At 68.1% G+C, this 26,222-nt stretch carries 29 protein-coding genes and 2 pseudogenes; 12 read left to right on the forward strand and 19 right to left on the reverse strand.

Going from position 1 to position 26,222, the window contains the following annotated elements; all coding sequences use genetic code 11:
• The first annotated feature begins 49 nt into the window (after positions 1–49).
• Positions 50–943 (forward strand): LysR family transcriptional regulator, encoded by an 894-nt coding sequence (locus AC3IFE_RS02865; protein ID WP_089467961.1) that lies wholly within the window; start codon positions 50–52, stop codon positions 941–943.
• A 66-nt stretch (positions 944–1,009) separates the two neighbouring features.
• On the opposite strand, the gene AC3IFE_RS02870 is transcribed toward AC3IFE_RS02865, so the two are convergent.
• Positions 1,010–2,479 carry an MFS transporter gene (locus AC3IFE_RS02870; RefSeq protein WP_489189541.1) on the reverse strand — a complete coding sequence of 490 codons (1,470 nt, stop codon included), beginning with the start codon at positions 2,477–2,479 and terminating at the stop codon, positions 1,010–1,012.
• A 338-nt stretch (positions 2,480–2,817) separates the two neighbouring features.
• The gene (locus tag AC3IFE_RS02875) at positions 2,818–3,018 is read right to left on the reverse strand and encodes a hypothetical protein (RefSeq protein WP_489189542.1); all 201 of its coding nucleotides are present in this window, start codon (positions 3,016–3,018) and stop codon (positions 2,818–2,820) included.
• A gap of 93 nt (positions 3,019–3,111) precedes the next feature.
• Here AC3IFE_RS02875 and AC3IFE_RS02880 point away from each other — a divergent pair, with 93 nt between their 5' ends.
• The 3 genes from AC3IFE_RS02880 (at position 3,112) to AC3IFE_RS02890 (ending at position 4,171) form a co-directional block, all read left to right on the forward strand.
• Positions 3,112–3,483 carry a GFA family protein gene (locus AC3IFE_RS02880; protein ID WP_089467457.1) on the forward strand — a complete coding sequence of 124 codons (372 nt, stop codon included), beginning with the start codon at positions 3,112–3,114 and terminating at the stop codon, positions 3,481–3,483.
• A complete protein-coding gene (locus AC3IFE_RS02885) occupies positions 3,480–3,608 on the forward strand; it encodes a hypothetical protein (RefSeq protein ID WP_256979608.1) in 129 nt (42 codons plus the stop codon). The genes AC3IFE_RS02880 and AC3IFE_RS02885 overlap by 4 nt, the downstream gene beginning before the upstream one ends.
• A 107-nt stretch (positions 3,609–3,715) precedes the next feature.
• Positions 3,716–4,171, forward strand: coding sequence for a MarR family winged helix-turn-helix transcriptional regulator (locus AC3IFE_RS02890; RefSeq protein WP_489189543.1), 456 nt, complete (start codon positions 3,716–3,718; stop codon positions 4,169–4,171).
• A gap of 52 nt (positions 4,172–4,223) precedes the next feature.
• Here the strand turns inward: AC3IFE_RS02890 and AC3IFE_RS02895 are convergent, their stop codons facing one another.
• The 4 genes from AC3IFE_RS02895 to AC3IFE_RS02910 form a co-directional block, all read right to left on the reverse strand.
• The gene (locus AC3IFE_RS02895; protein WP_089467458.1) at positions 4,224–4,940 is read right to left on the reverse strand and encodes a GNAT family N-acetyltransferase; all 717 of its coding nucleotides are present in this window, start codon (positions 4,938–4,940) and stop codon (positions 4,224–4,226) included.
• A 164-nt stretch (positions 4,941–5,104) separates the two neighbouring features.
• Entirely contained in the window at positions 5,105–5,434 is a 330-nt protein-coding gene (locus tag AC3IFE_RS02900) for a DUF4148 domain-containing protein (RefSeq protein ID WP_489189565.1), read from the reverse strand.
• Positions 5,435–5,503: 69 nt separating this feature from the next.
• Complete coding sequence (locus tag AC3IFE_RS02905) at positions 5,504–5,830, reverse strand: DUF4148 domain-containing protein (RefSeq protein WP_089467460.1); 327 nt, start codon at positions 5,828–5,830, stop codon at positions 5,504–5,506.
• Positions 5,831–5,896: 66 nt separating this feature from the next.
• Positions 5,897–6,316, reverse strand: coding sequence for an organic hydroperoxide resistance protein (locus AC3IFE_RS02910; protein WP_069620746.1), 420 nt, complete (start codon positions 6,314–6,316; stop codon positions 5,897–5,899).
• Positions 6,317–6,578: 262 nt separating this feature from the next.
• Here AC3IFE_RS02910 and AC3IFE_RS02915 point away from each other — a divergent pair.
• Positions 6,579–6,761: pseudogene (locus tag AC3IFE_RS02915) on the forward strand (LysR family transcriptional regulator); the annotation flags it as partial.
• Positions 6,762–6,792: 31 nt separating this feature from the next.
• Here AC3IFE_RS02915 and AC3IFE_RS02920 read toward each other — a convergent pair.
• The 4 genes and pseudogenes from AC3IFE_RS02920 to AC3IFE_RS02935 all read right to left on the reverse strand — a co-directional run.
• Positions 6,793–7,009 (reverse strand): annotated as a pseudogene (locus AC3IFE_RS02920) (SDR family oxidoreductase); the annotation flags it as partial.
• Positions 7,010–7,495: 486 nt separating this feature from the next.
• A complete protein-coding gene (locus AC3IFE_RS02925) occupies positions 7,496–8,047 on the reverse strand; it encodes a shikimate kinase (protein WP_489189544.1) in 552 nt (183 codons plus the stop codon).
• Positions 8,044–8,691, reverse strand: coding sequence for a hypothetical protein (locus AC3IFE_RS02930; RefSeq protein ID WP_489189545.1), 648 nt, complete (start codon positions 8,689–8,691; stop codon positions 8,044–8,046). Before AC3IFE_RS02930 ends, AC3IFE_RS02925 begins: the two co-directional genes overlap by 4 nt.
• Before the next feature lie 28 nt (positions 8,692–8,719).
• Positions 8,720–9,130, reverse strand: coding sequence for an acyl-CoA thioesterase (locus AC3IFE_RS02935; RefSeq protein ID WP_089467464.1), 411 nt, complete (start codon positions 9,128–9,130; stop codon positions 8,720–8,722).
• Between the two features lie 383 nt (positions 9,131–9,513).
• Here AC3IFE_RS02935 and AC3IFE_RS02940 point away from each other — a divergent pair, with 383 nt between their 5' ends.
• Positions 9,514–10,626: a 3-deoxy-7-phosphoheptulonate synthase gene (locus tag AC3IFE_RS02940; protein ID WP_489189546.1), complete on the forward strand. Its 1,113-nt coding sequence runs from the start codon at positions 9,514–9,516 to the stop codon at positions 10,624–10,626.
• Between the two features lie 19 nt (positions 10,627–10,645).
• Here the strand turns inward: AC3IFE_RS02940 and AC3IFE_RS02945 are convergent, their stop codons facing one another.
• Both AC3IFE_RS02945 and AC3IFE_RS02950 read right to left on the reverse strand, forming a co-directional pair.
• On the reverse strand, positions 10,646–12,013 hold the full coding sequence (locus AC3IFE_RS02945; RefSeq protein WP_489189547.1) for a glutamate--cysteine ligase: 1,368 nt from the start codon (positions 12,011–12,013) through the stop codon (positions 10,646–10,648).
• 120 nt (positions 12,014–12,133) lie between these two features.
• Positions 12,134–12,970 carry an AraC family transcriptional regulator gene (locus AC3IFE_RS02950; RefSeq protein WP_489189548.1) on the reverse strand — a complete coding sequence of 279 codons (837 nt, stop codon included), beginning with the start codon at positions 12,968–12,970 and terminating at the stop codon, positions 12,134–12,136.
• 103 nt (positions 12,971–13,073) lie between these two features.
• On the opposite strand from AC3IFE_RS02950, the gene AC3IFE_RS02955 reads away from it, so the two are divergent.
• The 5 genes from AC3IFE_RS02955 to AC3IFE_RS02975 all read left to right on the forward strand — a co-directional run bounded on the left by AC3IFE_RS02955 (position 13,074) and on the right by AC3IFE_RS02975 (position 18,793).
• Complete coding sequence (locus AC3IFE_RS02955; protein WP_089467468.1) at positions 13,074–14,573, forward strand: efflux transporter outer membrane subunit; 1,500 nt, start codon at positions 13,074–13,076, stop codon at positions 14,571–14,573.
• Between the two features lie 9 nt (positions 14,574–14,582).
• The gene (locus tag AC3IFE_RS02960; RefSeq protein ID WP_089467469.1) at positions 14,583–15,947 is read left to right on the forward strand and encodes an HlyD/EmrA/EmrK family protein; all 1,365 of its coding nucleotides are present in this window, start codon (positions 14,583–14,585) and stop codon (positions 15,945–15,947) included.
• Positions 15,944–17,482, forward strand: a complete 1,539-nt coding sequence (locus AC3IFE_RS02965) for a DHA2 family efflux MFS transporter permease subunit (protein WP_489189549.1) — start codon at positions 15,944–15,946, stop codon at positions 17,480–17,482. The genes AC3IFE_RS02960 and AC3IFE_RS02965 overlap by 4 nt, the downstream gene beginning before the upstream one ends.
• 59 nt (positions 17,483–17,541) lie before the next feature.
• Positions 17,542–17,973: a hypothetical protein gene (locus AC3IFE_RS02970; protein WP_089467962.1), complete on the forward strand. Its 432-nt coding sequence runs from the start codon at positions 17,542–17,544 to the stop codon at positions 17,971–17,973.
• Between the two features lie 85 nt (positions 17,974–18,058).
• Positions 18,059–18,793 (forward strand): autoinducer binding domain-containing protein, encoded by a 735-nt coding sequence (locus tag AC3IFE_RS02975; RefSeq protein ID WP_089467471.1) that lies wholly within the window; start codon positions 18,059–18,061, stop codon positions 18,791–18,793.
• Here the strand turns inward: AC3IFE_RS02975 and AC3IFE_RS02980 are convergent.
• From AC3IFE_RS02980 to AC3IFE_RS03005, 6 genes are read right to left on the reverse strand one after another with little or no spacing between them, the layout of a single operon-like run.
• Complete coding sequence (locus AC3IFE_RS02980; protein WP_489189550.1) at positions 18,716–19,504, reverse strand: glutamine amidotransferase; 789 nt, start codon at positions 19,502–19,504, stop codon at positions 18,716–18,718. The two genes, AC3IFE_RS02975 and AC3IFE_RS02980, sit on opposite strands and share 78 nt — an antisense overlap.
• 20 nt (positions 19,505–19,524) lie before the next feature.
• Positions 19,525–20,169 (reverse strand): glutathione S-transferase family protein, encoded by a 645-nt coding sequence (locus AC3IFE_RS02985; protein ID WP_089467963.1) that lies wholly within the window; start codon positions 20,167–20,169, stop codon positions 19,525–19,527.
• Positions 20,163–21,401, reverse strand: a complete 1,239-nt coding sequence (gene metC / locus AC3IFE_RS02990; RefSeq protein ID WP_301739108.1) for a cystathionine beta-lyase — start codon at positions 21,399–21,401, stop codon at positions 20,163–20,165. The genes AC3IFE_RS02985 and metC overlap by 7 nt, the downstream gene beginning before the upstream one ends.
• On the reverse strand, positions 21,392–22,045 hold the full coding sequence (locus tag AC3IFE_RS02995; RefSeq protein ID WP_179233389.1) for a pyridoxine/pyridoxamine 5'-phosphate oxidase: 654 nt from the start codon (positions 22,043–22,045) through the stop codon (positions 21,392–21,394). Before AC3IFE_RS02995 ends, metC begins: the two co-directional genes overlap by 10 nt.
• Positions 22,046–22,053: 8 nt before the next feature.
• Positions 22,054–22,956 carry an HpcH/HpaI aldolase/citrate lyase family protein gene (locus tag AC3IFE_RS03000; RefSeq protein ID WP_489189551.1) on the reverse strand — a complete coding sequence of 301 codons (903 nt, stop codon included), beginning with the start codon at positions 22,954–22,956 and terminating at the stop codon, positions 22,054–22,056.
• 49 nt (positions 22,957–23,005) lie between these two features.
• Positions 23,006–24,148, reverse strand: a complete 1,143-nt coding sequence (locus tag AC3IFE_RS03005; RefSeq protein WP_489189552.1) for an acyl-CoA dehydrogenase family protein — start codon at positions 24,146–24,148, stop codon at positions 23,006–23,008.
• Positions 24,149–24,394: 246 nt separating this feature from the next.
• On the opposite strand from AC3IFE_RS03005, the gene AC3IFE_RS03010 reads away from it, so the two are divergent.
• Positions 24,395–25,408: a hypothetical protein gene (locus AC3IFE_RS03010; protein WP_489189553.1), complete on the forward strand. Its 1,014-nt coding sequence runs from the start codon at positions 24,395–24,397 to the stop codon at positions 25,406–25,408.
• A 234-nt stretch (positions 25,409–25,642) separates the two neighbouring features.
• Here AC3IFE_RS03010 and AC3IFE_RS03015 read toward each other — a convergent pair whose 3' ends face one another.
• Positions 25,643–26,221: a YbhB/YbcL family Raf kinase inhibitor-like protein gene (locus tag AC3IFE_RS03015; RefSeq protein ID WP_489189554.1), complete on the reverse strand. Its 579-nt coding sequence runs from the start codon at positions 26,219–26,221 to the stop codon at positions 25,643–25,645.
• Position 26,222 lies beyond the last annotated feature (1 nt).

The following is a 26,222-nucleotide window of genomic DNA, read 5'->3' on the forward strand; positions in this document are numbered from 1 at the left end:
AGGCCGGTGCGCTGACCGCATACCCGGCATGGCCCTCCAGGATCCCGACATGGTGAACCCGCTTCATTTCGATCTGCAGTCGCTGCGCGTGTTCGCGCTCGTCGCCGAGCACGGCAGCCTGACGAAGGCGGCCGAACACGGCCAGCTCACGCTGTCCGCGGTCAGCAAGCGCATCGCCGAACTCGAAAGCGTGACCGGCAGCGCGCTGTTCGTCCGGCACGCGCGCGGCGTCGAGCTGACGCCCGCGGGCCGCGCGCTGCTCGATCATGCGGCGAAGGTGATCGAGCAGGTGAACCGGATGGCGCACGAGATGAGCGACTACGTCGCCGGCGTGCGCGGCCATATCCACGTGTGGACCAATACGTCCGCGATCGTCCAGTTCCTGCCCGCCGATCTTGCCGCGTTCCTCACCGACAACCCCGGCATCAAGGTCAGTCTCGAGGAGCGGCTGAGCCACGAGATCGTCGACGCGCTCGCGTCGGGCAAGGCCGATCTCGGCGTATTCGCCGACAACGTGCCGGCGCCCGGCATCGAACGGCGGTTGTACCGGCGCGACGAGCTCGTGCTGCTCGTGCCGCGCACGCACCGGTTCGCCGCGCGCGACAGCATCCGCTTCGCGGATACGCTCGACGAGGACTACGTGGGCCTGAGCGACGGCAGCTCGCTGCTCGCGCGGATGACCGATGCCGCGTTCGCGGCCGAGCGCTCGCTGAAGCTGCGGATCCAGGTATCGAATTTCGACGGCGTGAGCCGGATGATCGAGGCCGGCCTCGGCATCGGCGTGCTGCCGCGCGACGCGGTGACCGGCGAGCGCGCGGCGCGGCTCGGTGTCGTGACGCTCGACGACGCGTGGGCGACGCGCACGCTGTGGGTCGGCGTGAAGGCCGGCACGGTGCTGACGACCGACGTCGCGAAGCTGTTCGATTTCATGTCGGCGCGGTGAATGCGACGATGAGATGAAACGGCGACGCGCGGGCATGCGCCCGTGCGCGCCGTGCCGTTCGCCGCGTCAAACCGGATTGATCTCGTCCTGGCTGCGCCGCGTGGTCAGCGGCCCCAGCACGCGCAGCGTGACGGCGACGACGCCGAGCGCAACCGAGATCACGCCGAACATCGCGCCCGCACCGTAATTGACGAGCACCGGCAGCAACACGAACGGCAGCGCGCCGCTGACGATGCGCGACAGCGCATAGGTGCTGCCGATCGCCGTCGAGCGCACGCGCGCCGGGAAGATCTCGGCCTGGTACACGTGATACGCGTTGCTGAACACGTTCGACGCGCACGTCGTCAGGAACCCGAAGCCGACGATCAGCACGGTATTGCCCGAATACGCGAAGCACAGCCCGAACACCGCGATCGATACGATCGACACGATCACGAGCGTGCGGCGCTCGATCCAGTTGAGCAGCGGAATCGACAGCAGCGAGCCGATCGGGTAGCCGATGAACGATAGCGCGATGAACAGCGTGCTGTCCGTCACGTCGAAACCGCGGCTCTTCACGACCGTGCCGGCCAGCGTGCCGAACCCGTAATAGCCGAAACCCTGGAACAGGTGAAAGATCCCCAGCATCAGGTAGCGCGCGCCATACGGTTGGCGGCGCAGCAGCGCGATGCGCTCGCCGAGCCCGAGCGGCCGCTGCGGCTCGACCGGTTCCGCGAAGTGTTCGGGCACGCGCACGCCGGCGCTTTCCGCGAAGCGCCGCAACGCCGCGTGCGCATCGGCCGCGCGGCCTTGCGCGAGCAGCCAGCGCGGGCTTTCCGGCAGCCGGTGCTGGACGAACAGCACATATACGGCGCCGAGGCTGCCGATCGCGAGAATGATGCGCCAGCCGGCCACGCCCGCCACGTGCAGCGGGTTCAGCCACAGCGCGAGAAAGCCGACGAGCGGCACCGCCACATACGAAGTCGTATAGGCCCACGCGGCGAGCCGCCCACGCTTGTCCTTCGGCAGGATTTCGGACAGGAAGCTGTCGGCGACCGGATAGATTGCGCCGACGCCGATGCCGGTCAGGAACCGGCATGCCACGAGCATGTCGGCGTTCACCGAGAACGCACCGACCAGCGAGCACGCGCTGTACCACCCGAGCGTGAGCAAGAACGCCTTGCGCCGGCCGATACGGTCGGCCAGGCTGCCGAGGCACATCGCGCCGACGAACATGCCGATGAACGCGGACGCCAGCAGTAGCTTGAAATCGGCGCTTTGCCGGCTCAGCCCGTACTCGTGCTGCAACGCGGAGCCGATCGTACTGACGAGAAAAATCTCGTACATGTCGAAGAACAACCCGATGCCGATCACCCAGACGACGAATCGATGCAACGCACCGACCGGCAGATCGTCCATGAAATCGCCGAGCGTGACGCGGCGGGCGGGGAGGGCCGCTGCGTCGACGCCGGTGCTAGCGCCTGCGACGGCGGTCGGCGGGCGGGCGGACGCGGGTCCGCCCGCGTGGCCGTCGAGGTCGAGGGATTGGCTGTTCATGGTGTCTCCTGATTATCGATATGCGGTGTTGCGGGCTCTCGCCGTTCGCGACCGGCGTAACGGGTCGGCCGCGCGGCGCGACGACAGGCATCGCCGGGCTCGCGCAAGCGCCTGCCATGCGGGTTGCGCCGATCGTCCGATACATGGTGGGCAAATCGGCGGCACGTGATAATTGAGGATGTCTCAAGCCTCCTTTCCCGAGCAGAAAGGGTCGGGCGCGCGTGGGGGACAGGATGCGCGCGGCAGGCCGTTGCGGCCTGCGTGACACGGGTGACTTGCCGGAAACGGGGTGCGCCCGCGCGGCCGGGCGGGTGGGGAAAACCATGAGAGTCGGGTCGTCAGACCGCTTCGCGCACCATGGCGGAAAGCGTGGTCCGGCAGAACACGACGAATATCCTGGGGCCGAAACAGGAAATGCGCCGCATGCGTGCCGACACTTCGGCTGCCGAGCCGTTCGCGGCGCGCGAACGCGAAACGCGCGCGGCGATCGAGCGGATGCAACCGGTGCGGGACCAATCGCGCGAGCCGTGGATTTGCAATGTCCTGTATCTCCACCGACCGCCGATACAGTGAGATACACCGCCCGCGCTCAGGTTCGCTATAAAGCAGGCATGACCGCTTTGGAGTCCATCATGTCTGCCACCTGGTTCAAAGGGTCCTGCCATTGCGGGACCGTCAAATTCGAAGTCGTGACGGCGATCGCGCCGGCCATCCGCTGCAACTGCAGTCTGTGCCGCCGGCGCGGCGCGTTGATGAGCCCGATGTTCGCCGCCGCCAACCTGACGATCGTCGAAGGCGAGGGCGCACTGACGTGCTATCGCTTCAACACGCACACGGCGCGTCACTATTTCTGCAGCCGGTGCGGCGTCTATCCGTTCCACCAGACCCGCAAGGATCCGGCGTGCTGGCGCGTCAATCTCGGTTGCCTGGACGGCGTCGATCCGTACGCGCTCGACGCGACGGTCGCCGATGGCGCGAGCCTCTCCGTCGTGGAGGACGCATGAAACGCTGGCTGATGATCCTGCTGTTTGCCGCGGGCGGCCTCGCCACCGAAATCGCACATCCGGTGCAATGCACGTTGCTGTCGATGAGCCGTCGGCCAACCGGCAAGCGCCGCAAGCCGGGCTGAGCGCGCCGCGCCTCAGCCGATCGCCCCCGATTATCATGCTTCCGATAAGATCGCATGCGATATATAATGCGATTGTCTGCGACCGTTCGTGTCGCTGGAGGAAGTCCATGAAGCCGACCGAAACCCCGTCGTCTGCCGCGCCGAAGCTGTCCGAGTTCCTGTGCTTTGCGATCTACTCGGCGAACCTCGCGTTCGGCAAGGCGTACAAGCCGCTTCTCGACGAGCTCGGCCTCACGTATACGCAGTACATCACGATCATCGCGCTGTGGGAGCAGGACAACCAGACCGTCGGCCAACTCGGCGAGAAGCTGTTCCTCGAATCCAATACGCTGACGCCGATCCTGAAGAAGCTCGAGGCAATGGGCTATCTGGAGCGGCACCGCGATCCGTCCGACGAGCGCCAGGTGCTCGTCAGCCTGACGAAAAGCGGCCGCCGCGTGCGCGAGAAGGGGCTCGACATGAACCTGGTCGAAGCGACCGGGCTGAAGCCGGACGAGTTCGCGAAGGTGCAGAAGGCGATCGTCACGCTGCGCGGCAACCTGATCCGGTCGACCGAAGCATGAAAATACTCAGGCGCCGCAAGCGGCCGACGCGTGCATCGCGCCGGCCGCATTGTCATGCGCGCGCCTCGTCCAGCACCAGCAGGTGCATCTCGCGTCGGACGGCGAAACCGAGCGCGAGATAGCGCTCGATCGCCACCCGGTTCGTCGTGAGGACGTGCAGGAAGGGCGTTTCCGCACGCGCATCGATCGTCGCGATCAACGACCGGATCAGCCGCGCCGCCAGCCCTTGCCGCCGAAACGCGGCATCCACGCACACGGCGCTGATCTCGGTATATCCGTCCACCTGCATCCGCTGGCCGGCCATCGCGGCCAGCCTGCCGTCACGGCGCACGCCGATGTAATGGCCGAGCTCGAACGTGCGCGGGCCGAACGGGCCGGGCTGCGCGGCGGCGGTCAACGCGAGCATGTCGGGCACGTCGGCTTCACCGAGCGGAACATGCTCCGGTTCGGGTGCCGGGTCGAACGTCCGTTGCCACATCATTTGAAGCAACGTCGCGCGCCGAATCACCGACAATCCCGTGGGCGGCTCGATCTCGTCCGGCGTGACGAGCGCCGCCGGCCCGTGTGCCGCAATCAGCATGCGCAGTGCGTCGAACGACGCCGGGCTCGGCTGGTCGATCGCGGCAAATGGCGCGATGGCCGTCGGGAACCGCAACGCACGGCCGTCGCCGAGCGCAAAGCGGCGTTGCCTGCCCGTCAGCGCATTCCAGACGACCCGGTCGAGCACGTGCGCATCGCCTGTCGTGTTTCCGGTCGTGGCGTCCGGCATCGGCGGCTCCTTGGTGGAAGATGGGATGCCGCACAGAATAATCCGGGATGGGCCGGGGCAGATAGCACCGTCGACGCGGATCCATGCAATATAAAAAAGCGTACGCGATTACATCGCATACGCTTTATATGACGGACTTCGGCGGCGAATTCGCCGTACCGTGCTCAATGTCCGAAATAGACCGAGCGCTCGGCGGTGCGCAGCGCGATTCGGCTGCCCGACTGCGTGGCGCCGCCGGCGTCGCTGCCGTAACCGGCCGCCTGCGTATCGGCCGCGACGGCGCCGTCGTCGCGAATTCGTTTCAGCGCCGTCTGGATGTTGTCCGGGTAGTTCGGATCGTTCGGGCGATTAGGCTGGTAGCCGGCTTGCTGCAACGCGGCCAGTTCCGCACGCACCTGCGCACGCGTGACGGTGCTTTCGCTTGCAAAAACCGGTGCGGCGACGGTGGCCGATACGGCAACGAGAAGGGCGGCAATCAGTTGGGACTTCATTATTCACCTCGATGGAAAAGGAATTCAGGGAACGCACCGCACGCCGGCCATCGGCGCCGTTCGCGCGTTCGTTCAATGGCCGAAGTAGATCGAACGCTCGGCCACGCTCGCGACATACCGGCGGCCGGATTGCGTCGCGGTGTCGCCGTTGCTGCCATAGCCGGCAGCCGGTGCATGGGCCGCGACGGCATCGTCGGCGTGGATCTGCGTCAGCGCCGCCTGCAGATCGCTCGGGTAGGTGGCGTCGGTCGCGCGGTTCAGCGGATAGCCGGCCTGTTGAAGCTGCGCGAGTTCGGCGCGCACCTGGGCACGCGTCACGGTGGCCTCATTGGCAAATGCCGGAGCGGCAACGGCAGACGAAACGGCGACGAGCAGGGCGGCGATCAATGGGGTTTTCATGTTTCACCTCGATGGAAAAGGAATCGGGAATTCGGGAGGGCGGCGCTCGGCCGCCCGATGCAACGTTCAGGCGATCCGGATATCGACGTCGATGTTGCCGCGCGTCGCCTTCGAATACGGGCAGGTCTGGTGTGCGGCGTCGACGATGCGTTGCGCGACGTCGCGCTCGAGCCCCGGCACGCTCACGTTCAGCCGGGCCTGCAGGAAGTACGCGTTGCCCGCCGTGCCAAGATCCACTTCGGCGTCGACCGCGAGATCGGCCGGCAGCGTCACCTTCTCGGCACGCGCTGCAAGCTGCATCGCGCCGATGAAGCAGGCCGACCAGCCGGCTGCGAACAGCTGTTCCGGGTTGGTGCCGGTGCCGGCGCTGCCGGGGGACGACAACTGGATGTCGAGACGACCGTCGGAACTGCGCGCCGCCCCGTCGCGGCCGCCGGAAGTCGTATGCGTCTTGCCCGTGTACAGCACTTTGTCGATCTTGCTCATCGTTTGCTCCGTCAGTCGAGGTTTGTGTCAGATGCGATTCGATCGCATGCGATGCAGTCTCCGCTTGGCGACCGTCGCCGTCAAGCGGATTCGATTAAATCGCATGCGATATTTTGTATTTCAATGTATCTGAAACGTGTAACGCCTTGCCTGACAAGCTTTTCGGATGATCCGGCCCCGATGCGCGGTGCGCCGGCATGCGTGCCGGATGCCGGGCAGGGCCTGCCAAAACGCCCGGTGGGGCGGATGCGGCCCCGCAGGGCTCGTGGAAGTGTTGTCCGGCCTCGGCGGCCGGTCGCGGCCCTTCGTGCTGCTGTACCCGCATGCGCGCTTTCTGTCGTCGCGCGTGTGGGTGTTCGTCGACTTTCTCGTCGAACAGCGCGTGCATGCGCCTGCCAGCCGGACAGCCGGCCCGAGCGGCAAACGCGCCGGCGCGTCGCGATAGACGCACCGGCTCGCGGCTTCGACGCCGCTGCTCAATGCCCGGCGCTCTGACCGCCGTCCACGTGCAGGATTTCGCCGGTGACGAGCCGAATCGAGATACAGGATCGCACCGACGATATCGCTCATCTCGCCCATCCGGCCCACCGGATGCAGCGACGCGACCGTCGCGTGCGTATCGGGCGCTGCGTTGACCGTTTCCGCCCCGATGCCTTGCGATGCGCCGGTGACGATGACGACTTTGGATGCGCTCATGATGTACCTGGACAGGTGAATGGTGTTCGGTCTCGGTACCGACCGGATCGATGAATCCGATGGGCAGACTGTAGGCGTGCCGGTCACGATTTCGAACACCCGCCATGGAGCAACAGTCTTGCGTCGCGGGAACAAATGACGGGAAAAAGGTGAGGGTCTGCGGCGATCGCCGCGCTGGAGTCGGGTACGCCGCCGTTGCACCGGCTGTTCGCCCAGTCGGCACGCCACGTCGCACACAAGCGCGTCGATGCGCGACGGCAGCATTCCGGCGCGGGCGGGATCTGGCCTGATGGACCGATTTTCCGGCAGCTTGAAGCGTCGATTCGCTGGCTACGCAAACGCGTAGTTGGATAATAAAATATCGCTATCCGGATAACTTTTCTTATCACAATAGTACTATCGATAATCCAAACTCGTCATTTCAAAAACGCGCGTGACGCCGGGCGTGCGGTCGATTCGAAGGGGAGGGAAGTGAACGCGCCGTCACGCCGGCGCGTTCATCCGCGCAAACAGCAGCGTCAACACCTCCGCCGTTGCATGCGCGACGCCGTGTGCGGTCGTATCGACCAGCGCATGCGCGCATTCGCGATACAGCGGGTCGCGCAGCCGGTACAGCGCGGCGAGCGTCTGCCGTGGCTCGCCCGCCTGCAGCAGCGGCCGACACCGCGCGTCGTCGCGCGTCCGCCGCCACAGCACATCGGGGTCCGCATGCAGGTAGATCACGCTGCCGCGTTCGCTGAGGCGCACGCGGGTGCGCGGATTCAGGACCGCGCCGCCGCCGGTCGCCACGACCACGTTCGCGCGCTGCGTCAACTCGTCGACGATCTGCGTTTCGAGCAACCGAAAGCCGCCTTCGCCGACGAGGTCGAACAGCGCGGCGACCGAGCGCCCCGTGCGCCGCTCGATCTCGTCGTCGCTGTCGGCGAACGCCCAGCCGAGCGAAGCCGCGAGCGCGCGGCCGAGCGTCGATTTGCCCGCGCCCATCATGCCGACCAGAAATGCGCGCCCGCCGGCCGTCGCGACGGCGGTGTTCATAACCGTCGCGCGAGCGGCCAGCGCGCCCGCGTCGCCATGCAGATCCGTCGCGCGCGCACCGCGTCCGACAGCGTGTCGAGCGCCGCGCCGGTCGATGCGTCATCGGCGTCGAGCAGCGCGCCGAGTATCGGCTCGTCCGGATCGCCGGCTGCGATGTGCTTGGCCGCATCCGCCGCGATAGTCCGCGGCGTGCGTTCCGCTATCGCGTCGCGCTCGGGCCGCCGCCACTTGCCGTGCAGATCGCGCCATCGCACGACCAGCCCGGCGAGCAGCGCACCGCCCGGCACGGCCGCGTCGTCGGGTGCCGTCGCCGAGCCGTCGGGCGTCGTACACCGTGTGACCCAGCTCGCGAATTCGAGCAGCGACGCATCGTGAGTGACCGTCGCCGCATCGAGCGCGACGGCCACGCCGGCGTCCCGCAGCCGGCCGAGCAGCGTGCGCACGCCGTCGTGCGCGCCACCGCACGGCTGCAGCAGCACCTCCAGCTCGTCCTCGTGGCGGGACGCGAGCGCACGGTGCCGCTCGAGCGCAGCCGGCTCGAGCAAGGCCTGCGCCGCCTGCCGGACGATCACGATCGCGCGATCGTCCCGCCGCTCCACGATCGCGCCGATCCGGCGCCGGGCGCGCGCCACCGCGCAGCTCACGTGTCGCTCCCGAACGGATGCGCACGCATCACAGCGACCCCTGGAATTCGAGCACGCGCGTCTTGAATTCGTCGGGCACGGGCAGCGTCGTGTTGTTCACGTAATCGAACATCACGTGCGTCGACACGCCGCGCGCGACGATGGTCTGGTCGTCGCGCTCCATCAGGTGTTCGAGATCGAAGCTCTTGCTGCCGAAGCGCACGATGCTCGAGCGGATGGTCAGGTTGTCGCCGAATTGCGCCGGCGCGAGGTACTCGCACTGCGTCTTCACCATGATGTGCGGCAGTTTCTCGCTGCGCGGCAGGCCGAGCAGGTCGAACATGTAGCAGAGATACGAATGCTGCAGGTAGTCGTAATAGACGGGGCTGCTCACATGCCCCATCGAATCCGTATCGCGATACTTGACGTGAATGGGGGTTTCGTAATGTCGTTTCGACATGGTGACTCTCCGCGATGACTGGGTTGATTTATATTTTCGAGCCCGAACGGCCTGTCGGGCATCCGAAAATTAATCGAACGAATATCGGGTCGCCACTATCAGAACGAATAGCGACGCGTGGCGGAAAGTCGCACCAGCCTCCATTCCCCTCTGCAGAATCACATCCGCATTTTCGAATTAAACCCGATTCACGCGCCATTTCGCACACTGCAAACGTTCTCAAGCCGGGTTCCCCGATTATCGGACCCGACGCTTATTCTTCTCATTCATAACGTTATTAATGAGAAACTGATAAATATGTTAGTTGCGCATCGAAAGCGCCATTCAATACAGTCGCGCTGTAGTAAAAAATCCCGCTCATTATCGACAGGAGGGCAGTCCCCATGCATGCAAACGCCTGGACGACAAACCGCGACCCCGTGCTGCGCTTGCCGTCCCCTGCGGATCTGGCCGGCGCACTGCCGCCGGCGTCGCGCGCGTCGCGCACCGTTCATACGACCCGCCGCGCGATCGTCGACGTGCTCGACGGCGCGGACGACCGGCTCGTGGTCATCGCCGGCCCGTGCTCGATACACGATCCCGACGCCGCGCGCGACTACGCGGCACGGCTCGCGCTGCAACGCGCGCGCTTTGCGGACGAGCTGGAAATCGTGATGCGCGTGTACTTCGAGAAGCCGCGCACGACGGTCGGCTGGAAGGGGCTGATCAACGACCCGTTGCTGGACGGCAGCGACCGGATCGACGTCGGGCTGCAGACGGCCCGCGCGCTGCTATGCGACGTCAACGGCACGGAGATGCCGGCCGCGACCGAGTTTCTCGATCCGCTGTCGCCGCGCTACCTGGCCGATCTGGTCGCGTGGGGCGCGATCGGCGCGCGCACCGTGGAGTCGCAGGTGCATCGCGAGCTGGCGTCGTCGCTGCCGATCCCGATCGGTTTCAAGAACGGCACCGACGGCAATGTCCAGGTCGCCGTCGATGCGATGCGCGCGGCGGCGCACGCGCACCGTTTCCTGTCGATCGATGCCGACGGCCGGCTATGCGCGAGCGTGTCGCAAGGCAATCCGCATACGCACGTCGTGCTGCGCGGCGGGCGCGAGCCGAATTTCGACGCGGCCGCCGTGCATGCCGCCTGCGAGCGGATGACGGCCGCGCACGTCGCGCCGCGCGTGATGATCGACGTCAGTCACGGCAACAGCCGCCGCCAGTACCGGAACCAGCTCGCCGTCGGCGCGGAAGTCGCCGCGCAGGTGGCGGCCGGCGATACGCGCATCGTCGGCGTGCTGATCGAGTCGAACCTGATCGAAGGGCGGCAGGACCTCGTGCCCGGCGTGCCGCTGCGCTACGGGCAGAGCATCACGGACGCGTGCCTGTCGTTCGCCGATACCGCGCGATTGTTCGAGACGCTCGCGCACGCCGTGCGTACCCGGCGACGCGGCCATGCGCTGCCGCCCGGCGCGGAGTTCGCGCACGAGCCGCTGCTCGCGTGCTGCGCGTGAGCGGCCCGGCGCGATGCGCTCAGACAGCGGCTTCGTCATGGATCCGCGTCGCGTCGCCGGCCCACGCATCGCGATAGCGGGCCAGCCAATGTTCGGCCTGCGTCGGCGCGCCGGCGACGATCTCGTCGAGCGGCGCGAGATACATCGATTCGTCGCGGCCGGCCGCATCCGTGCGCGCCCGCGCGCGCAGGCCGCGATGCGCGATCGCGAGCGCATCGGCCGCCATCGCGCGTAACGTCCGGCCGCCGGCCGGCGTGTCGAGCCCGGTGCGCGGCACGTCGCGACGCAGCGCGAGCAGCGTGCCGCGGTCGATCTCGGCGGCCAGCGTCTCGGCTTCCGACAGCGCGGCCGGATCGTACAGCAGGCCGGTCCAGAACGCGGACAGCGCGACCATCATGTCCGGCGAGCCGGCATCGGCGCCGCGCATCTCGAGATAGCGCTTCAGCCGCACCTCGGTGAACACCGTCGTCAGGTGGTCCGCGAAATCGCCCAGCGTCGGCATCTCGCCTTCGAGATGCGGAATGCGCCGCCGCATGAAATCGCGGAACGTGTGCCCGGTCGCGTCCGCGTAACGATCGCCGCGCCGCACGAAGTACATCGGCACGTTGTCGAGCAGCCAGCTCACGTAGCGTTCGAAGCCGAAGCTGCGCGACAGGAACAGCGCCGGCACGCCGCAGCGATCGCCGTCGGTATCGAGCCACGTGTGGGCGCGCGTCGACAGCAGGCCCGACGGGTGGCCGTCGAGGAACGGCGAATTCGCGAACAGCGCGGTCGCGACCGGCTGCAACGCGAGCGACACGCGCAGCTTGCGCGCCATGTCGCTTTCCGATGCGAAATCGAGGTTGACCTGCACGGTGCAGGTGCGCTGCATCATGTCGAGCCCGCGCGTGCCGACGCGCGGCATGTAGCGCCGCATGATCGCGTAGCGCTGCTTCGGCATCCACGGCAGCGCGTCGCGCGACAGGTGAGGGTGAAAGCCGAGCGGCACGCAGCGCAGGCCGAGCGGGTCGCATGCCGCACGGGCCGCGGCGAGGTGCGCGTGCAGTTCGGCGTGCGTGTCGTGCAGCGTATCGAGCGGCGCACCCGACAGTTCGAGCTGGCCGGCCGGTTCGAGCGAGATCGCGGCGCCGTCGCGCTGGATCACGCCGACGGTCTGCCCGGCATCGACGATCGGCGTCCCGTCGCCGCGCAGCCGCGCCAGCACCTCGGCGATGCCGGCCGGTCCTTCATAACGCGCAGCCTCGTGCGTCGCGCGGGAAACGACGAACTTCTCGTGCTCGGTACCGATCCGGAACTGCGCGGCCGGCTTGCAGCCGGCGGCGAGATGATCGGCGAGCTGCTGCTCGGAGACGATCGGCGTGTTGTCCGATCCGACGGCATTCGACATCGACACCCTCCACAGGTCACATTGGGCGACCGACCGGCCGGTCGCACGGCGACTATAGCGACGTCGACGCGCGCGCAGTACTGGCAGGGGTGATAGGGAGCCGGGCGATGCCGCGCGGCATTACGGTTGCTTGCGCTTCGCGAAGTAGTGCGCGGGCGAATCGCCGAACGCGCGGCGGAACATCGCGATGAAATTGCTCGGCGTCGCATAGCCGAGCGCGTCCGCGATGTCGGCGACGCTGTCGCCGTTCGCCAGACGTTCGAGCGCATGCGTGAGCCGCGCCTGCTGCCGCCACTGCGCGAAGCTCGTGCCCGTTTCGGCGACGAACAGCCGGCTCAGCGTGCGGGCGGACAGCCCGGCCCATTCGGCCCACGCGTCGAGCGTCCGGCTGTCGTGCGGCTGCCCGAGGATCGCGTTGGCGATCCGCAGCAACCGCCGGTCCTGCGGCATCGGCAAGTGCAGCGGTTCGTGCGGCGCGCGGCGCATCTCGTCGAGCAGCACGACGCTCATGCGCGCCTGCTCGAGGTCGAGCCGGTCCTGGTCGGCCCACGACACGGCGCGCCGCACGAGCGCACGCATCAGTTCGCTGATCGCGATCACGCACGGCTGGCCGGGCATCCGGCGGCTCGCGGCCGGCGCGATCACGACGCTCCAGCCGCTCAACGCACCGCTGATGCTGACCTTGTGCTGCTCGCCCGGCGGAATCCAGCCCGCGCGATGCGGCGGCAGCAGCCACGAACCGTGTGGCGTGCGCACGTGTGCGAACCCGCTTTCGACGCAGAACACCTGGCCGCGCAGATGGCTGTGCCAGTCGACCTCGCGCGTGCCGAGCTGGTAGGCGTTGCTGCCGTCGTCCTCGCCCCAGACGGCGATCAGCGACGGGCCGTCCGCGCGTTCGCTCGGATCGGCGTCGGCGCGTTGCACCGCGCGGGCGGGAAAAGCTTCTCGGATGGGCATGGCCGGAATTCATTATTTTTTGTCTAAACAACATTATCAGCTTTGCCGGGGAGCGTCCAACAATGCGTGTCGTGTTCAAACCAAAACGAATCCGAGGAATGCGATGCATGCAGCACTTGCTCCGCCGCCACGCGATGCCGTCGCGCCGCGCGTCCTGTCGCGAATGGCCGTCGCCGTCGTGCTCGTCATGCTCGGCGCATGCGCGAGCCGCGACGGGCTCACACCCGCCGGCACGCTGCGCGGCGCCGATACGCTCGCCGCATCGCGCAGCCTCGCGCAGGCGCCCGTCGCCGACTGGCCGGCCGCCGACTGGTGGGTTGCGCTGAACGATGCGCAGCTGAACGCGCTGATCGACGAAGCGCTTGCCGGCAATCCCGATCTCGCGACCGCCGATGCGCGTGCGCGCGAAGCGCAGGCGCTCGTGATCGAAGCCCAGGCTGCCCGCTTGCCGCACCTCGTCGGCCGCGCCAGCGCGAAAGGGGAACGCACGTCCGGCACGCAGTTCTCGACGGCCGAGGGCGGCGGTTTCTTCAGCCACACGCGCGAGATCAATCTCGGCCTGAGCTGGGATCTCGATCTGTGGGGCGGCCGCCGCGCGGCGTGGGAGGCCGCGCTCGGCGAAGCGCGGGCCGCGCGGATCGATGCACGGGCCGCGCGCGTGCTGCTGTCCGTCAACGTCGCGCGCGCCTACGTGAATCTTGCCTATGCGTTCGATCAGCAGGACGTCGCGCGGGCCGAATACGACCGCGCCGACGAAGCGCTGTCGCTCACGCGTCAGCGTGTCACGAAAGGCATCGACAACGTCGCGCAGCAGCGCCAGGCCGAAAGCGAAGTCGCGGCCGCGATGCGCGAGCAGGCACGTGCGGCGCAGGCGATCGACAGCGCGCGCATCGCGCTCGCGATCCTGCTCGGCGCCGGCCCCGATCGCGGTCTCGCGCTCGTGCGGCCCGCGCCGCTGCCCACCGCCGCGCTCGCGGTGCCGGCCGACCTGCCGGCCGCGCTGCTCGGCCGGCGCGCCGATCTCGTCGCCGCACGCTGGCGGGTGGAAGCCGCGAGCCGCAACGTCGCGGCCGCCCGCGCGGACTTCCTGCCCGACGTGAGCCTCACCGCGCTGATCGGTCTCGCGACGCGCGGCGGCGCATCGCTGTTCCAGGCCGCCTCGCGCACCTACAACGTCAGCCCGGCCGTGAGCCTGCCGATCTTCGACGGCGGCGAACGGCGCGGCGTGCTGCGCAAGCGCGACGCGCAATACGACGTCGCGGTCGCCAGCTACAACAAGACGCTGATCGGCGCGATCGGCGAGGTGGCCGACGATCTGCACCGGGTGCATTCGCTCACGGTGCAGGCCGATGCGCAGCAGCGCGCATTCGACGCCGCCACCGACGCATGGCGGCTCGCGGATGCGCGCTACCGGGCCGGCGTCGGCAGCTACCTCGACGCGCTCGTCGTACGCCAGCAGCTGTTGATCGCGAGCCGCGAAGTCGCCGCGTTGCGCGCCCAGCGCGCGGACCAGTCGCTGCAGCTCGTCGCCGCGCTCGGCGGCGGCTTCCACGCCGAGCCGGACGACGTCGCGCTCGCCGCCACTCCTTCCCACCGTCCTTGACATCGAACCATGAGCAGCGACAACACCCTGCAGACTCCCGCGCGGCCCGCGACCACCGATCCCGCCACTGCCCGCCAGCCCCCGTCGGCCGACCACACCGGTGCGCCGCGCGCGCCAGGCGGGTCGGACGCCCGCACGCAACCGGCGCCGGGCGGCGCCGCACCGGCCACGCCGCCGCCCGCACGACGCAAGCATCTCGTGCGTGCGCTCGTCGGCGTGTTCGCGCTCGGCATCGTCGGCTGGGGCATCTGGTACGGGCTCGTCGGCCGCTGGTACGAATCCACCGACAACGCATACGCGCAAGGCAACGTCGTCGAGCTGACGCCGCAGGTGACGGGCACCGTCGTGTCGATCGACGCGGACGACGGCGACCTCGTTCGCGCCGGCACGCCGCTCGTCCGTCTCGACGCGAGCGACGCGCAGATCGCGCTCGCGGCCGCGCAGGCGGACCTCGCGGCCACGGTGCGCAAGGTGCGCGGCCTGTACAGCAACGAGCGCGGGCTCGCGAACAGCATCGACGGCGCACGCGCCGACCTCGACGCGCGGCGCACCGCGCTCGACAAGGCGAAGGCCGACTACCGGCGCCGCGAGGATCTCGGCCGCTCCGGCGCGATCTCGCGCGAGGAGCTCGCGCATGCGCTCGACACGCTGACGTCCGCGCAAAGCGCGTACGCCGCCGCGCAAAGCGCGCTCGCGACGTTGAGCGAACAGCACCTGACGAGCAAGGCGCTCGTCGACGACACCGCGGTCGCGTCGCATCCCGACGTTCAGGCCGCGGCGTCGCGGCTGCGCGCCGCCTATCTGGCCCGTGCGCGCACCGACATCGTCGCGCCCGTCACCGGCTATGTCGCGAAGCGCACGGTGCAGGTCGGGCAGCGCGTGTCGCCGGGCGTGCCGCTGCTCGCGGTCGTGCCGCTGCGCCAGTTGTGGGTCGACGCGAACTTCACCGAAAAGCAGCTCGAGCACATGCGGATCGGCCAACCGGTCGAGCTGAGCGCCGACCTGTACGGCGACGCCGTGCGTTATACGGGCCGCGTGCAGAGCCTCGGCGTCGGCACCGGCAGCGCGTTCTCGCTGCTGCCCGCGCAGAACGCGACCGGCAACTGGATCAAGATCGTGCAGCGATTGCCGGTGCGCATCGAACTGACGGACCCGTCGCAACTCGACGCGCATCCGCTGCGCATCGGCCTGTCGATGCATGCGCGCGTCGACCAGCACGACCGCAGCGGTGCGATGCTGTCGCATCGCGCGCAGGATACGCCGGTGTTCCGGACCGACGTGTACCGCGACGAACTCGCGCGCGCCGACAGCCTGATCGCCGACGTCGTGCATGCGAACCTGCCGGCGGCCGCGCGTACGGAGCGTGTGCGATGAGCGGCCCGATGCCGTCCGCGGACGCCGGCTTTCGTCCGTCGAGCGTCGCGCTGACGACGTTCGGCCTCGCGCTCGCGGTGTTCATGCAGGTGCTCGACGGCACCGTCGCGAACGTGTCGCTGCCGACGATCGCCGGCAACTTCGGCGTCAGCACGACGCAGAGCGCATGGGTCGTCACGACGTTCTCGGTCAGCAATGCGATCGCATTGCCGCTGACCGGGTTTCTCGTCAAGCGCGTCGGGCAGGTCCGACTGTTCGTGTGGGCGACGCTGGCGTTCACGTTCGCGTCGCTGCTGTGCGGCCTCGCGCAAAACCTGCCGCAGCTCGTCGCGTTCCGCGCGCTGCAGGGCCTCGTCGCCGGGCCGATGATCCCGACCACGCAGGCGCTGATGCTGTCGATCTACCCGCCGCAGCGGCGCGGCTTCGCGCTGTCGATGATCGCGATGGTGACCGTCGTCGCGCCGATCGCGGGCCCCGTGTTCGGCGGGTGGGTGACGGAACATTATTCGTGGCGCTGGGCGTTCCTGATCAATCTGCCGATCGGCGTGTTCGCCGCGATGTGCGTGTTCGCGCAGATGCGGGCGCGCGTCGAGACGACGGTCGCCGCGCGTGTCGACTACGTCGGTCTCGCCGCGCTCGTCGTCGGCGTCGGCGCGCTGCAGATCGTGCTCGACAAGGGGAACGAAGCCGACTGGTTCAACTCGACGTTCATCGTCGTGATGTCGGTGGTCGCGGCGTTCGGGATCGCGCTGTTCCTGATCTGGGAACTCAACGAGCCGAACCCGATCGTGAATCTGCGGCTGTTCGCGCATCGCAACTTCGCGGCCGGCACGCTGACGCTGGTGCTCGCGTACTCGGCGTTCTTCGCGGTCAACGTGATCGTGCCGCAATGGCTGCAGCGCACGCTCGGCTATACGGCGTTCTGGGCCGGGCTGGCCGTCGCGCCGATGGGCGTGATCCCCGTGCTGATGACGCCGTTCATGGGCAAGTACGCGCCGCGCTTCAACATGCGCGTGCTGGTGTGCTGCGCGTTCGCGATCCTCGGCACGTCGTCGTTCCTGCGCGCGGGCTTCGTGCCCGACGTCGACTTCACGCACATCGCGCTGATCCAGCTGCTGCAGGGCCTCGGCCTCGCGCTGTTCATCATGCCGATCAACAGCATCCTGCTGTCCGACCTGAAGCCGGACGAGATCGCCGCGGGCTCCGGCCTGTCCACGTTCCTGCGCACGCTCGGCGCGAGCTTCGCCGTGTCGATCACGTCGTTCCTGTGGGACCGGCGCGCGATCCTGCATCACGCGCAGCTCAGCGAACACCTGAGCACGTTCGATCCGGCCGTTCGCGCCGAACTCGCGCAGCTCGGCGGCGGCGATCCGCAACGCGCGGCGACGCTGCTCGGCAACCTGGTCGACGCGCAGGCATATCAGATTTCGTTCAACGACGTGTCGTTCGCGCTCGGCTGCGTGTATCTCGCCGTGATCGCGGTGGTGTGGCTCGCCCGCCCGCCGTTCGGCCCCGGCGCCGCCGCGAAACGATGAAGCGGGCGCCGCGCGGCCCGTTCCGACCCATGTTGTTCAATTCGATGGAGATTGACCCGATGCCTACCCACCACGCTCAGAACGCGCCGTCCGCGCTGGCGGCGCTCGCCGTGTTCGACGTCACGGAATTTCCGCTCGTCGTCGTGCGCAACGATGCAATCGCATCCGCCGGCTACGCGCAGCGCTGGCTCGACGACATGCACGCGCTGATGCGGCACGGCGAGCCGTTTGTCATGATCTTTCCGCCGGCCCGCCCCGACGAGCCGCACGACGACCGCAAGGAGCGCGGCATGTGGCTCAAGCAGAACCGCGCCGCGCTCGCCGCGGTTTGCCGCGCGCTCGTGTCGGTCGAACCGGACCCGCGCGAGCGTGAAGCGGCCATCGCCAACGCGGCCGGCATCGAAAAGGCGTTCGGGATTCCGTTCGACGTGACGGCTTCGCTCGACGACGCGAAGCAGGCGGGTCGGCGACGCTTGACGGAGGCGGTCTAGCGCGGCCCGTTCGCGCGCAACGCCTCGAACCGGTTGCGCAAGTCCGCCTGATTGCAGATTCCAGCTAATAAACGGGGTGGCTTGTATGAAAGGACTGGATTGCCTGAAATGGTTGGTACCCGGCGACACGGATGCGTCATGGCAGCGGATGACCGACGCGGCCGCCGGCATGGGATTCGACAAGGTCGTGCTGATCGTGTTGCCGTTTACCGGCGCATCGTTCGATCTCGCGCGCAAGTGGAGCAGCGGCGTGCCGGGCTGGACGGCGCTGTACCGGCAGCGGCAGTTCGACCGCATCGATCCGACGCTGCAACATTGCTTCCGCTCGGCGCTGCCGCTCGTCTGGGACGACACGCTGTTCGGGCTGGCCGGGCAACGGCCATGCTACGAAGCGGCGGCCGCGTACGGCATGCGCAGCGGCGTCGTGCTGCCCGTGCGCGGCCCGAAGGGGGAGGTCGGCATGCTGTCGTGCGCGAGCGCGGACGATCTCGCCGCCACGCGCGAGCGCTGCGACCGGCATCTGGCGGCGCTCACGCTGCTGCGCGACATCGCCTGCGAAGCGATCGCGGGCACGCGCTGCCACACACCGCCCGACAGCGTGCCGCGCCTCAGCCGGCGGGAAGTCGAATGCCTGCGCTGGCATGCGGCCGGCAAGACCTCGTGGGAAATCGGCCACATCCTGAACGTGACCGAGTCGTGCATCAACTTCCACTTCATGAACATCCGCCGCAAGTTCAACGTGTCACGTCGGCACGAAGCCGTGCTGCGCGCGGTCGAGTGGGGGCTGATCAGCATCTCCGACGTGACGGTGCCGACCTGACGCTGATGCCGGCGTCTCGTCGAGCCAGCGGTCGAGAAACGCGCTGAGCCACGCGGCCGTCGCGCGATCGTGCCGGCGGCCTTCGCTGGCCTGCGTCGCCAGATCCTGCGCGCCGGGCGCCGTCAGCTTGTGCGCGGCCGCAGTGCTCCAGCGCCGCATCATCGGATAGCTCACTTCCGGATGGAACTGGACGCCGTACGCGCACGGCCCGTAACGAGCCGCCTGGTTCTCGAAATGCTCGCCGGTCGCGAGGATCTCGAGCCCGGCCACGCGTTCGAAGCCCTCGCGATGCCACTGGTACACGTGCGACGGCCATGAACCGAGCCGCCGGCCGGCCGGCGTCGCGGCGATCGGCCAGTAGCCGATTTCCGCGCGCCCGTCGCGATGCGCGTTCACGCGGCCGCCCAGGTGGCGAATCATCATCTGCGCGCCGAGGCAGACGCCGAGAAACGGCGCCGCCTCGCGCAGCGGTACACCGATCCAGTCGATCTCGTCGCGGATCCAGCGATCGCCGTCGTTGGCGCTCATCGGCCCGCCGAACACCACGGCGCCCGCATGGTCGGCGAGCGTCGCCGGCAAAGGATCGCCGAGCGGCGGGCGGCGGATGTCGAGCGGATGGCCGCGGGCGGCGAGCAGCCGGCCGATCCGGCCGGGGCTCGACTGCTCGCGATGCAGCACGATCAGGATCGGACGAAGGGCTAAGTGCGTCATGTCGTGTGGTCGGTAGAAGGTCAGCCCGGCTGGCCGCGCAACGCGTCGAACGACACCATCACCTGTTCGCGGTAGGCGGGCCGTCGGCACAGACGGGCGTACCAGGCCTCGACGTGCGGCAACGGCGGCCGCTCGACGTCGAGCGAGAAATAGCGGAACAGCGTCGCGCCGGCCGGGATGTCGGCCAGGCCCGGCGACGCGCCACCGAGAAACGGCTGGGTCGACAGCAGCCGGTCGAGCAGCCGGTAATGCGTCGCGCTGCGTGCGGCCTTGTCGAGCACGATCGCGTCGTCGCGCCGCTCCGGCGGCGTTCGCACGAGTGCCCAGAACAACCCGGTCATCACGTCGGGTTCGAGCGCGGTCTGCGACCAGTCCATCCAGCGCTCCGCGCGGGAACGGGCGAACGTGTCGCGGCACCAGAACGGATTGTTCGGCACGCGCGCGGCCAGATAACGCAGGATCGTGTGCGACTCCCACACGACGTCGCCGTCCCAGTCGATCACCGGAATCCGGCAGGTCGGATTCAGCGCCGCGAACGCGGGCGTCTGCAGCGAGCCGTGCTCGCCGCCGACCGCAATATGCCGGTAAGGCAGGCCGAGCTCGCCGATGAGCCACAACACCTTCTGCACGTTGAACGACGTGCGGCGGCCCCAGACGGTCAGCATCGCGCGGCATCCTCGCAGGCGGCGATCGACGCGCATGCCGCGTAGCGGTCGAGGCCCGCCGCAAGATCGGCGATCAGGTCGCCGGCATCCTCGAGGCCGATGTGCAGGCGCACGCCGCGGCTGCCGGACGGCCAACGCGCCGCGAGGCCGTGCGCATCCAGCTCGAACGGCAGCGCGAGGCTCTCGTAGCCGCCCCACGAATAGCCGAGCCCGAACAACGCCAGGTGATCGAGAAACGCGTCGATCGCATGCGCGGGCGCCGGCTGCAGCACGACCGAGAACAACCCGGACGCGCCGCGGAAATCGCGGCGCCACAGCGCGTGGCCGTCGTCGCCCGGCAACGCCGGATACAGCACGCGCTGCACCTCGGGACGCCGCTCGAGCCAGCTCGCGACCGCGAGCGCGTTGCGCTGGTGCTGCCGCAACCGCACGCCGAGCGTGCGCAACCCGCGCAGCGCGAGATACACGTCGTCGGGGCCCGCGCACAGTCCGAGATCGCCATGCAGTTGCTTCAGCGCGGGCCATGCGCGTGCGTTGGCCGACACCGTGCCGAGCATCGCATCCGAGTGCCCGACCAGATACTTGGTGCCGGCCTGGATCGACACGTCGATCCCGAACGCGTGCGGCTGAAAGAACAGCGGCGTGGCCCAGCTGTTGTCCGCGATGACCTGCGCGCCGTGTGCATGCGCGAGCCCGACGAGGGCAGGGATGTCGTGCATGTCGAACGTGTAGGAGCCGGGCACCTCGACGTACAGTGCGCGCGTGTTCGGACGAAACGCGGCGGCGACCGGCGTGCTGCCGTCGTACCACGTCGTCTCGACGCCGAGCCGCGCCAGCACGCCTTCGCATGCGTGACGCACCGGACCGTACACCGATGCGGTCATCAGCAGATGGTCGCCGGGCTTCAGGCACGACAGCAGCGCGAGCGTGCATGCGGACAGGCCCGACGGGCACAGCACCGCGCCGGCGCCGCCTTCGAGGCTCGTCACCGCGCGCTCGAGCGCGTCCGTCGTCGGCGTGCCGCGACGGCCGTAGATATACGGCTGCGTGCGGTTCAGCAGATCCGACACCGTCGGGCTGAGCACGGTCGACGCGTGGTACACGGGCGGATTGACGAAGCCGTGCCACGCGGCGCTGTCGCGGCCCGCGTGCGCGAGCCGCGTGTCGTCGTGCAGGCGGTCGTGCGCGCCGTCGCACGCCGGCGACGGCGGTTCGTCAGGCGTCACGGCCATAGCGCACACCGCTCCCAGTGCTCGCCGGCGCGACGATAAGCCTGCCGCGCGAACCGGCGCGAACTGTCGGCCCGCCAGAACTCGACTTCGTCGGGTGCCAGCGCATACAGGTGCCAATCGGCCGACACGAGCGCCGGATCGGCGGCCAGCCGTTCGAGCTGCGCGTCGATCGCACGCGTCAGGTCGGCCGGATCGTCGAGCCGTTCGCTTTGCCGTCCGGCCAGGATGCTCGCGCGCGACCGCTCGGGGCGGCTCGCGAAATCGGCATGGCCTTCGGCGTCCGGCAACCGCTCGACCGGGCCGCTCAGCCGGATCTGGCTCGCGATCGCGGGCCAGTAGAACGTCAGCGCCGCGAATGGCCGGTTCGCGAGCTGGCGCCCCTTGGGACTGCGCGCGTTCGCCGCGAAGTGCCAGCCGCGAGCGTCGAGGTTCAGCAGCACGACGGAACGTGCATCGGGCCGTCCGTCCGGGTGGACCGTGGACAGCGTGCTCACCTGCGGTTCGAGCGCGCCCGCGGTCACGGCCTCGTCGAGCCAGCGTTCGAACTGCGCGTGCGGCGTATCGGCCCAGTTGTCGGCCGGCACGTGCGGTGCGGCATACGCGAGGGTTTTCAGCGCCTTCAGGCGCGTGGCAATCGTATCCATGGCGACACTCATGCGATGCCGAATTGCGTCGCGCGGGCGATCAGCCGATGCGCGGCGAGATAGTCGGGGACTTCCGCGAGGAAGCCGTCGACGACGGCGGCGGCCACGCGGCGGCCGCCGGAGGTACGCCGCGCGTGATCGAATGCGTCGATCACGCGGCGCGCGAGGGCGACTTCATCGGCCGTCGGCGTCAGCACGCGATTGACGACCGGCACGAACTGCGCGTTGACGATCGCCTTTGCCTGGTAGCCGAGGCCGCGCGACACGCGCATGTCGAGTTCCGCGCCTTCGTTGTCGGCATAGCTGTACGGGCAGTCGATCGCGGTCACGCCGACCGCCGCGCATTCGACGCGAAAGCGCGAGCGCACGTAGTCGAGCTCGCGGCCCGCACGGGTGCGTTCCGCGCACATGTCGGCCACCATGTCCTCGGTCGCGACGAGCACGGCCGACACACGCGGGCTCGAGCGCGCGATCGCCATCGTGTTCACGAGGCCGAGCGTCGTCTCGACGTTCGGCACCAGTTCGGTCGAGCCCGGCGCGATGTCGTATTCGCGCTCGAAGCGCGTGACGGCCTCGTCGAGCGCGACGACCTGCTCGGGCGTCGCCACGTACGACATCATCACGATGTCCGGGCGGCCGCGCATCGCGGCGCGCAGGTCGTCGATGCCGCCCGCGTCGAGCGGGTTCACGCGCACGGACGCCAGCACGCCGGCGTCGCGCCAGCCCGCGAGCACGCGCTCGCTCAGTTCGCGCGCGGCCGGGCGCCGGTCGGGAGGGGTGAAGGTTTCCAGTTCCTGGATCAGCACATCCGCGCCGCTCGCGGTGCCTTCAACGAGCGCATCGTGATCGGCGCCGGCGAGAAACAGCCAGGAGCGGCGCAGGCGGGAAGGGCGTCGGTTCGTCGGTGTCATGCGTGGTTTCCTGTAGGGCGCGTGGAGCGCGTGGCGATGGCGCGGGCACTCAGCCGGCGCGCATCATCTGGTTGAAGATGTTCTTGCGATGCATTTCCTCGGTGCCGCCGACGCTCATGAAGCCGAGCGCGTCCGACGCGAACGCGGCCACGGGCCCGGCCTGATAGCCGAGGCTGCCGTACAGCCGCACGAGACCGATCGCGCCGTCGACGAGATCCTGCGCGCCGACCAGCTTCGCGATCGAGCACGTCATCAACGCCTGCGGGTGATCCGTCAGCAACTGCGCGAGCGCGCCGCGCGCGAGCCAAGTGCCGCGCTCGATGCCGATCCGCAGGTCGACGAGGCGGCGCTGCACGTACTGGTGGGCATCGATCGTGCTGTCGAAGCTGCGTCGCTCGCGGCAATAGCCGATCGCATCGCGCAGATAGGGCGCCGTCACCTGGGCCGCGACGAGGCCGTAATAGAGACGGCCGAGCGAGATAATGTCGATCAGGTTGCCGAGGCCGGCGCCCGGTTCGCCGAGCAACTGGCCGCGCGTGATCGGACAGTCGTCGAAATGCAGCGCGCCGGTGGGCAGGTCTTCGAGGCCGAGCTTGCGGTCGGGCGCGGCCACCGTCATGCCCGGCTGGTCGCGATCGACGATCACGAGCGCGGTATTGCGCCGGCCCGGCGTTTCGATGCGCGTGACGACGAGGATGAAACGCGCAAGCGGCGCATGCGCGATATTGAATTTGCTGCCGGTCAACCGGTAGCCGTCGCCGTGCTCGGCGAGCGTCGTCGCGATGCTGCGCACGTCGGTGCCGGTGCCCGGCTCGGCAATCGCGGTTGCGCTCAGTTCGCCACGCAGGATCGCGCCGAAATAGCGGTCCTGCTGCGCCGCCGTGCCATGGCGCTCGAGTGCGCGCACCATGCCGGCCTGCGCGATCACCGACAGCAGCAGCGCCGGGCGGCGGATCGACGACGCAAGCCCTTCGAGCGCCGCGGAAAAATGCCACCAGCCGTGACCGTCTCCGCCATACGTCTCGGGCACGATCATGTCCCACAGCCCTTCGTGCCCGAGCCGCGTCCAGCCGGCTTCGTCGAATGCGGCGGGGGCACGGCCGTCCTGCTCCACGGCGGCGGCGATCCCCGCGCCGATCTCGCGAAACCGCGCAAGCGTCGCGTGCTGTTCCTGTGTCCAGTCGAATGGCATCTGTCCTGTCTCCGGTCGAAGCGGCGCGGCCTTCGACGGCGCGCCAGCGATGACGACAAGGTTAAGGGGGCAGGGACAGCGCAGGTACTGGCAGTAGTGGTAGTTGCAGGGTGAATGAGCGGTTTGGCGGGATCGGCGATATGTCGCATTTCAGCCTCGCTGCACGTCCTCCGCCTGATCGGACGCCGCCTATAATCGCTATCAGCTTTTCCAGTAAATCGTGCTGACCAGGGTGGGGGTGTCCAAATGGGAAAGTGCCGTCGCATCTGTTCGCGCTTCGTCCTCGCAAGCTCGATCGCTGGTCTGACAATACTGTCGGGGCCGGGACACGCGCACGCCGAGGAGGGTCCTTCGCGCTCGCCGAGCGGGCCCCCACCATCCGGGAGAACGCTCAACGTCTACGCGGTGTATGGCGGCGGACGCGCGACCGAGGGCGGCGACATGCATTGGCGTGCGTACGAAGTCGGCTTCGGCGACGTCTTGAATGACTACCTCTCCGTCTACCTTGCATATTTGAACGAGGGGCATCCGCTGGATCACCACCGTGACGGTTTTGCCGCCCTGGGTTCGTTTCGTTGGCCGGTCGGCAGTCGTGTGGCGCTCGAATTTTCGGCGGGCCCGTATTTCAGCATGGACACGACGCATGTCGACGGCCAGCCACGCAACGACAAGCGCTGGGGCGTACGCGCGTCGGCAGCGGTGCGGTATTACGTCGTTCCCAATCGCTTCTTCCTCAAGCTGCAGTACAACCACGTCCAGATGATCGGCGGATTCAATTCCGACGCGGTGCTCTTCGGTATCGGCTCGGATTTCGGCGGCGATCCGGGCCCGGCGTTTTCGGACGGCAAGACGCAGGTCGGCGTTTGGGCCGGGACGTCGCAGACGAACCGTCCTCAAGTGCCGATCGAGAAGGGATACATGGTCGAAGTCAAACGGCCGCTCGGCAATGCGTGGGCCTATTCGGCGAGCTTCATCTATGAAGGCAACAATGGCGTTGCCGGCCGACGCGGCGTGGCCGCGCAATTGTGGTACGTCGCGCCGATCAGGAGCAAATGGACGCTTTCGGCAGGCGTCGGTCCGTATCTGTCGCGGGATCGGAACGATGTTTCGGGCACGACACGACTCAATGCGTTGCTCAGCGCGCAAGTGGCTTATCAGATCACGAACGATTGGGCGGCAAGCTTGCGCTTCAATCGTGTCGCAACCGGCAACGACAAAGATCAGGACATGTTCATGGTCGGCGTCGCGCGCAATTTCTAGTTCCGGCGAATGACCTTGAATCGGTGCAGTTCGCGCATCGTCGGTGTCACCCATCCGGCAGGCTGCATGGCCAGCTCCCGTGCGAAAGTATTCGAAGCTTTCGCTCGCAGTTGGGCGCTCGAATTCAAAGCGCGCGGTATCGGGGCCAATGTGATGAGTCCAGGTTCCGTCGACATGCCCAGTCTTTCCAGATTGGGTATCGACGCAGCCGATCGCCCCGCGTAATTGCACCCATCAATCGTCAGTCAAGGCGCGACGATATCTGGCGACGTACTTGGCCTGAGCGATGACTTTCCCGTGCATCTGATAGGCGACGAGCGCAGGACTCGCCGCCGACGCCACGTCAATTTTTGCCACGTCCAGGGCCGACGCCGTCACGACATATCGATGCGATGCTCCCTCAGGCGGGCAGGGCCCACCGTATCTGGATTCGCCAAAGTCCGTCAACGTCTCGACCGCGCCCGCCGGCAAGAACGTCGGATTGCCGGAAGCGCCTTTTTCGATCGACGACGTCGAAGGTGGAATATTGACGATCGCCCAGTGAGTCCAGCCGAGGCCGCCGGTCGGCGCATCGGGGTCGAAAATTGTCACGACGATGCTCTTCGTGCCGCGCGGAACGTGAGTCCACGAAATGCGCGGTGAAACGTTCCGACCGTGACAGCCAAAACCTCCGTACACATGTTCGTTCGTGAAGTGTCCGTGACTGAGGTCATCGACCCTGATGGTGAACGGCGCCGCGCCGGCTGTCGCCGGGATGACCGCTACTGCTGCTGAAGTGCATAGCAGCGCGGGAAATAAAATCCTCGATCGCATG

The sequence above is a fragment of the Burkholderia sp. APQ4-4ca genome (genome assembly GCF_057837105.1).